The sequence below is a fragment of the Sulfitobacter sp. 1A13679 genome (assembly GCF_043557115.1).
Taxonomy (GTDB): domain Bacteria; phylum Pseudomonadota; class Alphaproteobacteria; order Rhodobacterales; family Rhodobacteraceae; genus Sulfitobacter; species Sulfitobacter faviae.
Genome location: NZ_JBIFFO010000002.1, coordinates 268,219 through 280,514, shown reverse-complemented (window position 1 = coordinate 280,514; position 12,296 = coordinate 268,219). Strand labels below are relative to the sequence as shown.

The 12,296-nt window shown below is 58.1% G+C and carries 10 protein-coding genes; 9 read left to right on the top strand and 1 reads right to left on the bottom strand.

Annotated elements, in window-relative coordinates; all coding sequences use genetic code 11:
• Positions 1-120: 120 nt before the first annotated feature.
• The 5 genes from ACGYLA_RS03170 to ACGYLA_RS03150 all read left to right on the top strand — a co-directional run bounded on the left by ACGYLA_RS03170 (position 121) and on the right by ACGYLA_RS03150 (position 6,464).
• Entirely contained in the window at positions 121-987 is an 867-nt protein-coding gene (locus ACGYLA_RS03170) for a hypothetical protein (protein WP_394430235.1), read from the top strand.
• Between the two features lie 204 nt (positions 988-1,191).
• Positions 1,192-1,434, top strand: a complete 243-nt coding sequence (locus ACGYLA_RS03165; RefSeq protein ID WP_394430233.1) for a helix-turn-helix domain-containing protein — start codon at positions 1,192-1,194, stop codon at positions 1,432-1,434.
• A 41-nt stretch (positions 1,435-1,475) separates the two neighbouring features.
• Positions 1,476-2,747, top strand: a complete 1,272-nt coding sequence (gene xerC, locus ACGYLA_RS03160; protein ID WP_394430231.1) for a tyrosine recombinase XerC — start codon at positions 1,476-1,478, stop codon at positions 2,745-2,747.
• Positions 2,748-2,893: 146 nt separating this feature from the next.
• Entirely contained in the window at positions 2,894-4,054 is a 1,161-nt protein-coding gene (locus tag ACGYLA_RS03155; RefSeq protein ID WP_394430229.1) for an RsmB/NOP family class I SAM-dependent RNA methyltransferase, read from the top strand.
• A 202-nt stretch (positions 4,055-4,256) separates the two neighbouring features.
• Positions 4,257-6,464 carry an ATP-binding protein gene (locus ACGYLA_RS03150; RefSeq protein ID WP_394430257.1) on the top strand — a complete coding sequence of 736 codons (2,208 nt, stop codon included), beginning with the start codon at positions 4,257-4,259 and terminating at the stop codon, positions 6,462-6,464.
• An 18-nt stretch (positions 6,465-6,482) separates the two neighbouring features.
• On the opposite strand, the gene ACGYLA_RS03145 is transcribed toward ACGYLA_RS03150, so the two are convergent.
• A complete protein-coding gene (locus ACGYLA_RS03145) occupies positions 6,483-7,076 on the bottom strand; it encodes a gamma-glutamyl kinase (protein WP_271693818.1) in 594 nt (197 codons plus the stop codon).
• A 203-nt stretch (positions 7,077-7,279) separates the two neighbouring features.
• Between ACGYLA_RS03145 and recA the strand changes: the two genes are divergently transcribed.
• From recA to ACGYLA_RS03125, 4 genes are all read left to right on the top strand, one after another.
• Positions 7,280-8,350, top strand: coding sequence for a recombinase RecA (gene recA, locus ACGYLA_RS03140; protein WP_067261794.1), 1,071 nt, complete (start codon positions 7,280-7,282; stop codon positions 8,348-8,350).
• 134 nt (positions 8,351-8,484) lie between these two features.
• Complete coding sequence (gene alaS / locus ACGYLA_RS03135) at positions 8,485-11,142, top strand: alanine--tRNA ligase (RefSeq protein ID WP_394430227.1); 2,658 nt, start codon at positions 8,485-8,487, stop codon at positions 11,140-11,142.
• 5 nt (positions 11,143-11,147) lie between these two features.
• Entirely contained in the window at positions 11,148-11,435 is a 288-nt protein-coding gene (locus ACGYLA_RS03130) for a DUF1330 domain-containing protein (protein WP_093741992.1), read from the top strand.
• 85 nt (positions 11,436-11,520) lie between these two features.
• Positions 11,521-12,246: a phosphatase PAP2 family protein gene (locus ACGYLA_RS03125; protein ID WP_394430225.1), complete on the top strand. Its 726-nt coding sequence runs from the start codon at positions 11,521-11,523 to the stop codon at positions 12,244-12,246.
• The last annotated feature ends 50 nt before the right edge of the window (positions 12,247-12,296 follow it).

Below are 12,296 nucleotides of genomic sequence, written 5' to 3'. Positions count from 1 at the left end.
CATAAACCACGACGCATAACTGAGGGTGGGTCAAATCTCGGTGAAAATACCGGGTCAGTTCTCAGTGACAATCAACATTTTACCTATGTCCCTCGAAAGAAATAAAAAAAGGGGGCTCCAATGAAGCCTTTTCTGACAGGGATTGAGGAGATAGATCTGGGCGTTGCGATGGGCGATAGGCACGGCCATCCGAAAGAGCCACAGTCGCAAAAGGATGTAGATACTGCGGTTGGCGTTTTTATGCTAAAAAATAAGCCCAGCGTCGTTATCGATCTTGATGATCGCTTCGATTTGCCAGGACTTAATACCAATCGCGGTTCATCTCTTATGGGCACCGATGCTCCGGAACCTGATCACGATATATTTGACGAGATCCAAGTGGGTAAAGATAGTCTTGCCGCTATGTGGGGCATCATCGAAAAAGATAATGAGAGGCACGCACGGGCAGGTCATAAAGAACGTCAATATACCCCCTACAAACTTGTTTGTTTGGGTAATCACACCGACTTCCTAAGTCGTGCAGTCAAGAAGCATCACAGCCTTAAAAAGATGATGAGTGTTGAGACGGTCCGAAAGATCTACCGAGCCCATGGTTATGAGGTGTCGGAATACTTGCAAAACGCTATCGCCGCAGGAATTGTGTTCTCTCACCTCATTCATAAAAAGAAGCCAACTGGAATGGCGATTGACCGGCACTTCGCTGTTGCTGGGATGTCATCAATAACAGCTCACACTCATGAGTATGCAGTGAGGAACACTCGCCGTGGAGATGGGCTCAGACAAACAAATTTGACCATTCCAACTCTCAAGCACCCAGCCAGGTTGATGGGTGTCGAAGATGCCGGTTTGGTGCTTTTCCGCAACGCTCGGAACGGTCAGTTCAGACACGAGATGGTTGGGATGGAAGAGATCCTTCAAGAATATCGCGATTTCAAGATGAGCCAACGCAAAAACACAGACGAGAGCCTGAGAAAGATTTTGGCATGAAAAAATTCAGAAGAAGATACGCACACCCCATCTTTTTTATCAATCAATTCCTATGTTTGGTCGGCGCGGGGTTGCTGATCTGGCACATTTTGAGTGAGCAACTTCAGATATTTTAATCACGACATATTTCAAACCTGAAATAATTATCACGATTGCAACGCTGTATTTTTAAACGGTCCGACTATTCTGATCATGAACGATGTCATGACAGAACAGGAAGCCGCCAAGTATCTGCGGCTCAGCACGAAGACGCTTCAGCGTCGGCGTCGTGACGGTCAGATAGCGTTCATTCGTGACGGCGGCATCCGATACCTTCGCGCTGACTTGGATACCTACCTTGCGGCCAGACGCACGCCAGCGATTAAGGCGCCTCCGCCAGCACCCAAGCCCAAATATCGAGCGCGCGTGACGCCGGATTATGACACTTTGGACTTGCTGTTCAACTGATGCATAAACTATCCTGTGAGTAACTCACGGGTAACTGATGCATGAAAAAAATCGATAAGGTAGGGCGGTTTACGATCGCCGAGAACCGGGGCGCTATCTATTTGAGATGGTGGAACTCCCACTCGAGGAAGACGGAGTCAGAGCGTCTTCAGGCAAAAACAGTCGAGCAAGCCCGCAAACTTGCACGGGAACGCATGAAGGTGCTTGTTGATCGTAGTGAAGCAATTAGACCGGACAGCGGGGATGACCCAACTTTTGGAGAAATCTGGCTGGGCTTCGAGCAAGATAAGCGTAAGAGGCTTGCAAAGGAGCGTTTCAGACTTCTTGAAAACCGTCGTGAGCTGTATTTCAAGCCGCACCTCTGGACGGTCCGGATGTCGAAAATGGGGCCGGCATTGCGGGCCCTCGTGAATGGCATGGAAGAGGGCACCATTCGGCCTGATAATACCAAGTCAAAGCTGAAGACACTCACGAAAGATGGAAAGCCGAGACTGCATCCCAATACTATCTCAGACATAGTCGGGAGTGCGGCGGAGGCGTGTGCGCTTGCAAAATCTGATGGTGCTACAGCTCATAATCCGCCAAAAATCCCATTCATTACTGGTGTGACAGCGCCTGAAGACCGAGATCCAAAAGGGCGGTACGTCAGCTCCGAAGAGATCGGAGCTCTGATCGAAGCTTGCCGGCGGCCGCACGTGCGAGATCTACTACTGCTTGTCGTTGGGTGCGCCGGCAGGATCGGTGCTGTTGCTAATTTAACAGGGGCGCAAGTTCGCCTTGATCTTGGCGTCATAGATCTTCTCGGAGACGGCAGCATAGACAACAACAAGCGAAGGCCAATCGTGCCGATCACCGGGCCGATGTCTCGTATTTTACAGAGACTGCTCGAACAGCATGGCGACGGCTATCTTCTGCATGAGAAGAACAAGCCGATCGCCGAGGGCGCAAGGAACTGGACGCAAATGATTCAGAGACTTGTTGAAAGATCCGAAATCGATAAGCATCAAACCTCCGGAGATACTCGTGCAAATTGGTATTCTATCCGTCGCACCTTCGCCGATTGGCTCGACGAGAGAGTGAGCGATGCCGCGATCTCTGCTGTAATGGGGCATTTCGAAATCTCATCCAGAACTCGGCGCCAACTGTTCGAGTTCGGCAGCCCAATGACAGACATCTATAAACGCCGAAAGCTCGGGCCTGTTCTTGAAGTAGCAGAGGTATTGGAGAAAGAATGGTGGCCTTCCATTCAGCCATATACGAGTGTAGACCTGCGAAATGACAAGGAAAGACTGATGCTTACTGATGCAGTTTGATGGAAAAATTGAACGATTTCAAAGCGCATCAGTCAAACGATAACCACATGCATGACGTGCAGATCACCCGCGAAAGCCCGAATTACCGTATCGGTTAACCCATAAAGCAACGGCCCGAGGGCCGTTCTTTGCAAAAGGAAGATGCCATGATCCCCGGCGCGCGCGTATCCGCTGCGATAGAAGTATTGGACGCAATTGCCGGGGGGCTGGCCGCCGAACAGGCGCTGACCCGATGGGCGCGTCAGAGCCGTTTCGCGGGCTCCAAAGACCGTGCCGCCGTGCGCGATCATGTGTTCGACGTGCTGCGCCAGAAACGCAGCGCGGCACATTACGGCAGAGGGGAGACGGGCCGCGCGCTGATGATCGGTGTGCTGCACGGGCAGGGGGGCGACCTTGACGCGCTTTTCTCAGGGGCGGGCCATGCGCCCGCGCCGCTGTCCGAGGCTGAACGGGCTTTCCCGCCGGCGCCGGATGACCGCGCGACGCGGCTGAACCTGCCCGATTGGCTGCTCCCCCTGTTCGATACGGCGCTCGGGGAGAATGCGGATGCCGCGGCCCTCGCGCTTCAAGAGCGCGGGCCGATCTGCCTGCGGGTCAACACCGCGCGGATCGCCGTGCCCGCCGCGCAAGAACTGCTGGCCGAAGAGGGCGTCCAAACCCGCGCAAACCCGCTTGCCAAAGCCGCGCTGACCGTGACCGAAGGCGCGCGCCGCATCCGAAATTCCGCCGCCTTCACCGACGGTTACGTCGAATTGCAAGACGCAGCGAGCCAAGCTGTCGTCGCCGCTCTGCCTTCGGGGGGCCGGGTGCTCGACTACTGCGCCGGCGGCGGCGGCAAAGCGCTTGCGCTGGCCATGGACCCCGCGCGCGAGATCACGGCACACGACATAGACCCCCGCAGAATGAGCGACCTGTCCCCCCGCGCCGATCGCGCGGGCGTCGCGATTTCCCTAGCCGATACAGAAGAGGCCAAAGCGGGCGCGCCCTATGATCTCGTCCTCTGCGATGCGCCCTGTTCCGGCTCGGGCGCATGGCGCCGCGCGGCGGAGGGGAAATGGACCCTGACCCCTGAGCGCTTGAACGAACTGACCACCATTCAGGACCAGATTCTCGATACCGCAGCAGGACTTACCGCACGCGACGGCGTCTTGGCTTATGCCACTTGCTCCCTGTTGCGGGAGGAGAACGAAGCGCGGGTCGAGGCTTTACTGGCCCGCCATCCCGAGTGGCGAGTCGCCCGCATGGATCGCTATGACGTAACCCCCGATGGCGACGGTTTCTTCTCAGCACAGTTGACGCGCGAGTAAATTTACCCATAATCAACCAATGCGTGCAAACCGATTTCGGTTAAAGCCTGCTTAACCTCTGTCGCACGTAATAGTCGTATGATTCGGTTGTTAGGGGATGTGCGTGCAGCAGGGCGTTGGGCATTCAGGGATTGGGGGGCAGGCGGGCCTCAGGCGGCTTTGGCTGCTTGTGGTGATGGCTCTTGCCGCTGGCGCGCTTGCGATGCGCAGCACTGATGCGACGTTGCAGCTTGCCCTTGCTGCCTCGGCGGCCACATTGGGTTTTATTTCAACTGGTTACATCGTCTTTCTTCTATGGGATAGGGGCCGGATTCGGGTCAGCGCGGATGGAGTCGCGGACTTCATCGCAAAAGACGCCGCACCCAGTTTCATCGCTACCTCCGATCGGCAAGTCATTTACCGCAACGAGGCGGCTCTGAAGCAGTTCGGCAAGGTCGGCGAAGAATCCCTCGCGCAGGCCTTACGAGCGCATTTCGCCAATCCCGTGGGCCTTCTCTACCGTCTGCAATCACGCGCCACCGCCAGCGGCAACGCACGGGAAGAGGTGATCACCCGGTCCGGCCCCATGCGCCTATCGGTGCACCAGTTATCAGCTGACCGCCTGCTTTGGCGGATTGAAAGCGTTGCCACCCGCGAGAGCCCCCGCAGTACGCACGAAAGCATGGCCTTGCCAATGGTCATGCAGGGCCGCGGCGGCACGATCCTTTTCATGAATGAAGCGGCGCGCATACTGGTTGGGGAGCGGGTGAAGTCACTGGACCGATTGTTTAATTCCCTACCACTAACCCCCGGAGCCGTGACCGAAATCGCCACCGCAGAGGGAAACCGGCAGGTACTGGTGGCCGTGGTTGAGGCCGGCGCGAACCGCCGCGCGCTCTATCTTCTGCCGCCGCCCGAAGGGGCGGCCTCTCCTAATGAATTAGGCTGGGAAACGTTTCAAGACCTCCCCGTGCCGATGATCAAACTGCGCCCCGATGGAACGGTATTGGCCTTCAACCGTATGGCGGGGAAGCTGCTCGGCGTATCGCTGCGGCGCGACACCCATCTTTCGCATCTGATGGAGGGGCTCGGTCGCTCGATCTCGGATTGGCTGCAAGACAGTCTTGCGGGGCGGCTGGTTCAGAAGTCTGAATTTCTCAGGCTTACCCGAACGGATCAGGAGGTCTTTGTTCAGGTCTCTCTCAACCGCATATCCGAGGGCGGCGAGGCGGCACTCATCGCGGTGCTGCAGGACGCGACCGAGCTCAAATCGCTTGAGGCACAATTCGTGCAGAGCCAGAAAATGCAGGCCATCGGGCAGTTGGCCGGGGGCGTCGCGCATGATTTCAACAACCTGCTGACGGCGATTTCCGGGCATTGTGACCTCCTCTTGCTGCGGCATGATCAGGGTGACCCGGATTTCAGCGATCTGGTCCAGATCAACCAAAACGCCAATCGGGCGGCCGCGCTTGTGGGGCAACTCCTCGCTTTCTCGCGCAAACAAACCCTCCGGCCAGAGACGCTCGACATGCGCGATACCCTCGCCGATCTCACGCATTTGCTGAACCGACTGGTCGGCGAAAAAGTAACGCTGACCCTTAGCCATGACCCGGTACTTGCGCCAATCCGCGCGGATAAACGCCAGTTGGAGCAGGTTTTGATGAACCTCGTCGTCAACGCCCGCGATGCCATGCCCGCCGGGGGCGAGATCCGTATCGTGACCGAGGTGACGAGCCTCGACCAACCGCTTGAAAGAGATCGGGTCAGCGTGCCAGCAGGCCGCTACGTCACGGTGCAGGTGCATGACGATGGCACGGGCATTCCGAAGGATAAGCTGCAAAAAGTCTTCGAGCCATTTTTCACCACCAAACGAACCGGCGAGGGCACTGGCCTGGGCCTCTCCACGGCCTACGGCATCGTCAAACAAACGGGCGGATTCATCTTTATCGACAGTGAGTTGGGGCGGGGCACATGTTTTACTCTTTACTTCCCCGTGCTGGAGGGCCAGCCCACTTCGGTTGCGAAAAAGCCCCCGGCATCGCCGGATCAAAGCGCGCTTCAGCGGTCCGACGGGGTGATCCTTCTGGTGGAGGATGAAGCACCCGTGCGGGCCTTCGCAAGCCGCGCATTACGGCTCCGCGGCTACACGGTGCTGGAGGCCGAATCCGCCGAAGCCGCGTTGAAGATGCTCGAAGATAAGGAGTTGGATATCGATGTATTCGTAACAGACGTCGTTATGCCCGGCATGGATGGCCCAAGTTGGGTGCGCCAAGCGCTCAAACAACGCCCGGATGTGCGGGTTGTTTTCGTTTCGGGCTATGCGGAAGATAACTTCGGTCAAGAACAGTCGAAAATTCCGAATTCTGTCTTCCTGCCGAAACCTTTCTCTCTCACCGACCTGACCACAACGGTCCACAATCAGCTACATTAAGCATCACCTGGGGCAGGGTTATGTAATCGACTCGTAAAGCTCAAACTCCGCCGCGAACTTACGGCGAAAGCGTTTCTCCACATTCGGGGAAAGCGCCAGCTCCATCTTGGGAGAGACATTCTCCTGCCCCAAGGTCAGCGTCACGTCGAGCCGCTCTTCCAAAAAGCGACGGAGCCGCGTCTGATCTTCATAGCGGAAATGGTGAGTGATCCCGGTGCCGTTCGGTTGGGTCTCCATGAACTTCAGCTGGCTCCCCACATCGGCGAAGCCCGGCTTGTCGCCCTTCATATAGGCGAGGACGAATTCGTCGAAAGTGATCCCGAAAGTGTTGTTCGGCTTGCCCTTCATGAAGGGGCGCTGCCGATAGCGATACCAACTGCCCAGCCAAGAGATCGGTTCGCGCATCACCGCCATCAGCTCAAGCTCGGCATCGCAAACTTTTAGAAACATTGGTCGAATAAAACGATTATAGCGATAAACAGGCGCATGCTTCAGCATGGGCGGATCGGAAATCACCATGTCCGCCCGCGGCGCCAGTGCTTTTTCATAGGCCGTGGTTCCGGTCTTTGGGACCGACAGAAAAGCCAGCCGTTCTTTAAAAAAAACAATCAATTGCGTCTTACCTTGGGCTGCAGGCGGCCCTTTCTGGTTTGGGTAAACCATTTCTTTACCATTCTCGCCAAAACATAAAGGATAAACAAAGTCATTGAAATGTTCCGCATTTACCCTCATATGGAACATTAGAAGAACATAAGCGACGCAGCGCGCAGGCGATTGCCGCCGGGGCGCCACTGTGACACTAAGGAATGAACCTAATGGCAACGGCAGATCTTTTGACGATGGACAGCAAGAAAACCGCAGAAAAGCAAAAGGCGCTCGACAGCGCGCTGGCCCAGATCGAACGTCAGTTCGGCAAAGGGTCGATCATGAAACTGGGGGCCGAAGGGGCGATCCAGGATATCAAAGCCAGCTCCACAGGCTCGCTTGGCCTTGATATCGCGCTTGGCATCGGCGGCTTGCCGATGGGGCGTATCATTGAGATTTATGGCCCGGAATCCTCGGGTAAGACAACGCTGACCCTGCATTGCGTGGCAGAGCAGCAGAAAGCAGGGGGCGTTTGCGCCTTTGTCGACGCGGAACATGCCCTTGATCCGCAATATGCGAAAAAGCTTGGCGTGGACATTGACGAGCTGTTGATTTCCCAGCCCGACACGGGTGAACAGGCGCTTGAGATCACCGATACGCTGGTACGCTCTGGCGCGGTCAATATGGTAATCGTCGACTCCGTCGCGGCCCTGACGCCGAAATCCGAGCTTGAAGGTGAGATGGGCGACAGCAATGTTGGCGTTCAGGCCCGTTTGATGAGCCAAGCAATGCGCAAGCTCACCGGGTCGATCAGCCGGTCCAATTGTATGGTTATCTTTATCAACCAAATCCGGATGAAGATCGGCGTGATGTTCGGCTCTCCGGAGACCACCACCGGCGGTAACGCGCTGAAATTCTACTCCTCCGTCCGTCTCGACATCCGCCGGATCGGCGCCCTGAAGGACCGGGACGAAGTCGTGGGCAACGCAACGAAGGTTAAGATCGTCAAGAACAAGGTGGCGCCGCCTTTCAAACAGGTCGAATTCGATATCATGTATGGTGAAGGCATCTCCAAAATGGGGGAGTTGCTGGACCTTGGGGTGAAGGCCGGTGTGGTTGATAAATCCGGCTCATGGTTCAGCTACGGGGATGAACGGATCGGGCAGGGGCGTGAGAACGCAAAGAACTTCCTGAAACAGAACACTGCTATGGCGTCGGAGATCGAAGATAAGATCCGCGCGGCCCACGGGTTGGACTTCGAAGGCTCCGGCGGTGACGACGCGGATATTCTCGAAGCTTGAACTGCTTTGACAATTTGAATTTAAGAAGGGGCGTGGCCAAAGGCTGCGCCCCTTTTTCATGGGCAGGAACGGTGGACAGCGCCGGGACTGAGGGGTATTTGGGACCGATCAAATCTGCCCCGGAAGGCCTCGCCATGAAGACGCTGAATGAAATTCGCTCAACTTTTCTGAATTATTTCGATGCGCAGGGGCATCAGATCGTGCCCTCCAGCCCGCTGGTGCCGCGCAACGACCCGACATTGATGTTCACTGCGGCCGGCATGGTCCAGTTCAAGAACCTCTTCACCGGGGTCGAGACGCGCGATTACAGCCGTGCCACATCGGCGCAGAAATGTGTGCGGGCGGGCGGCAAGCACAATGACCTCGATAATGTCGGCTATACCGCGCGGCATCACACGTTTTTCGAAATGCTCGGCAACTTCAGCTTCGGCGACTACTTCAAGGCCGAAGCGATCCCCTTTGCTTGGGACCTGCTGACCGAGGAGTTCGGCATCGACCCGAACCGCCTTTTGGTCACAGTGTACCATACCGATGAAGAAGCGGTTAAAATCTGGAAGGCCCATACCGGCCTGCCGGATGAGCGCATCATTCGCATCGCGACGGATGATAACTTCTGGTCCGCTGGCCCCACCGGCCCCTGCGGGCCCTGTACCGAGATTTTCTACGATCACGGCGATCACATTTGGGGCGGCCCTCCGGGATCGCCCGAGGAAGACGGTGACCGTTTCGTCGAGATCTGGAACCTCGTTTTCATGCAATACGAGCAGTTCGAAGACGGCACCCGCCAGCCGCTGCCCAACCAGTCGATCGATACCGGGATGGGGATCGAACGGGTGGCGGCGCTGTTGCAGGGCACGAATGACAACTATGCCACCGACCTCATGCGCAACCTGATCGAGGCGAGCGCCCATGCGTCTTCGACCGATCCCGACGGGCCCGGCAAGACCCATCACCGGGTGATCGCGGATCACCTGCGTTCGACCTCCTTCCTGATTGCCGATGGGGTGATGCCCTCCAACGAAGGCCGCGGATATGTGCTGCGCCGGATCATGCGGCGCGCCATGCGCCATGCGCATCTGCTCGGCGTTAAGGATCCCTTAATGCATCAGCTGGTACCATCCTTGGTGCAGCAGATGGGCGCGGCTTACCCTGAGTTGGGACAGGCGCAATCGCTTATCCGTGAGACTTTGCTGTTGGAGGAAACCCGTTTCCGCCAAACGTTGGATCGCGGTTTGAAGCTGCTGGATGATGAGTTGAGCGGTTTGCCCGAGGGGGCGACCCTGCCGGGGGAGGCGGCGTTTAAACTTTATGACACATATGGCTTCCCGCTTGATCTGACGCAGGATGCGCTGCGCGAGAAGGGCCGTGCGGTCGATACCGAGGGGTTCGACACCGCCATGGCAGCGCAGAAGGCCAAGGCCCGTGCGGCCTGGGCCGGCTCCGGCGAGGCTGCGGATGCTACCGTTTGGTTCGATGTGGCCGACAAAAGCGGCGTGACAGAGTTTCTGGGCTATGACACCGAAAGTGCTGAGGGGCAGATCGTCGCCTTGGTGCAGGGCAGTGATCAGGTCGAAGCCGCCGCAGTAGGCAGCGATGTGCAGGTCGCGCTGAACCAGACTCCGTTTTATGCCGAAAGCGGCGGGCAGGTTGGCGACACCGGCGTGATCCGGACGCAGACCGGTATTGTGAACGTGACCGATACGCGGAAATCGGCGGGCGTTTTCGTGCATTTCGGCCATGTGGTCGAAGGCGAGGTGAAGCCGGGGCAGACCGCTGTTCTTGAGGTGGATCGTTTGCGGCGCAGTGCCATCCGCGCCAACCACTCGGCCACGCACCTGTTGCACGAGGCCCTGCGCAACGCGCTTGGGGATCATGTCTCGCAGCGCGGTTCGCTGAATGCGCATGATCGTCTGCGGTTTGACTTCTCCCATGCCAAGGGGTTGACGCAGGAAGAGTTGAGCCAAGTCGAGCGTGAGGTGAATGATTACATTCGCCAGAACACGCCGGTTGAGACGCGGATCATGACGCCAGACGATGCGCGCGCCATGGGGGCGCAGGCGCTCTTTGGTGAGAAATACGGCGACGAGGTGCGTGTCGTCTCGATGGGGCAGTTGGAAGGGTCCGGCAAGGGCAGCGACAAGTCGACCTATTCGCTGGAGCTTTGCGGCGGCACTCATGTGCGGCAAACGGGTGATATCGGCGCCTTCGTCCTTTTGGGAGACAGCGCGAGCAGCGCGGGCGTCCGCCGGATCGAAGCGCTGACCGGGACCGAGGCTTTGGCATGGCTGCGCGAGCAGGAAGCGGCGCTGAGCCGGGTCGCGGCGGAGTTGAAAACCTCGTCCAGTGACGTGCCGGAACGGGTGCGTGCATTGTTGGACGAACGTCGCAGCTTGACCAACGAAGTGGCGCAGCTGCGTCGTGAATTGGCGATGTCGGGCGGGGGCGCGTCTGCGCCCGAAGCGCGCGAGGTGAACGGCGTAAAATTCGTAGGCCAAGTGCTGAGCGGTATCACGGGCAAAGACCTGCCGGGTCTGGTGGATGAACATAAGGCCAAGCTCGGCTCGGGCGCGGTTTTGTTGATCGCCGACACCGGCGGCAAGGCCGCAGTCGCGGGCGGTGTGACGAAGGATTTGACAGATCGCCTCTCGGCGGTCGACATGGTGAAAGCGGCGGTGGCCGAGCTGGGCGGTAAGGGCGGCGGTGGCCGTCCCGACATGGCGCAGGGCGGCGGCGCTTCGGCGGAGAATGCCGAGGCGGCGATTGCCGCGGCTGAGAACGTCTTGAAAGGATAAGGCCCATGGGCGCACTTTGGATTGCACATGTCACCGTCACCGATGAGGAGGCGTATAAGAAATACGCCGCCGGCGCCACCGAGGCCATTGCGGCACATGGCGGTAAGTTCATCGCCCGCGGCGGGCGGTTCGTTCAGCTTGAGGGTAAAGAGCGGCCGCGCAACGTGGTGGCGCGTTTCCCCGATGTCGAAACGGCCGAAAAATGTTATCATTCCGATGCTTATCAAGCGGCGTTGAGCCATGCGCGCGGGGCGTCAGAGCGCGAATTGATGATTGTCGAAACCGACGAATGATCCTAAGACGCCCCGCCTGAACGACAGGCGGGGCGTCTTGCATTGCCGGGGCGGAACCTTCTAACGGTAAGGCGGTTGATCTCTCATGAACTTCGACCGACTATCCGCTTTCGCCCAATGGTGCCGCCGCCATGTGGAGGTGACGACACTGGCCCTGATGGGGCTTTCGATCACAGCCGTTTGGACCTTGGCCGAACTGACCGAAGAGGTCGTCGAAGGCAGCACCAGCAGCCTTGACCGTAACATCCTATTGTTCTTGCGCACGCCCGGCGACCTTTCCGATCCCATCGGCCCGTGGTGGGTGGAGGAAATTGGCCGCGATTTGACGGCGTTGGGCGGGGTCGCGGTGCTAGTACTGACGACCGTCGTCGTCTCGCTCTTTTTCCTGCTGCAACGGCGGTGGTCGACAGCGCTTTACATCCTCGCAACCGTTGGCGGGGGCATCGTGCTGAGCAGCATCGCCAAGGAGTTTTTCGACCGTCCGCGCCCTGACCTCGTGCCGCATGGCTCACTCGTGCATACGGCAAGCTTCCCCTCGGGGCATTCGATGATGGCGGCGGTGGCCTATCTCACCCTTGGCGCGATGGTGGCGCGGGCGCAGAAACGCTGGGCGCTCAAGGTCTATACGCTGGCGGTTGCCGTCCTGCTCACGCTGCTCGTTGGGATCAGCCGGGTCTATATGGGGGTGCATTGGCCGACGGATGTGGCGGCGGGCTGGCTTGGCGGCGGGGCTTGGGCCATCCTTTGCCTGATTGCGGCGCTGAGTTTGGCGAGGCGTGGGCATATCGATCGCGAGGAAAGCGATACTTAACGCCGCGAGGCTTCCGAGGCGCGGATATTAAAACGGCAGCGCATCGTGAA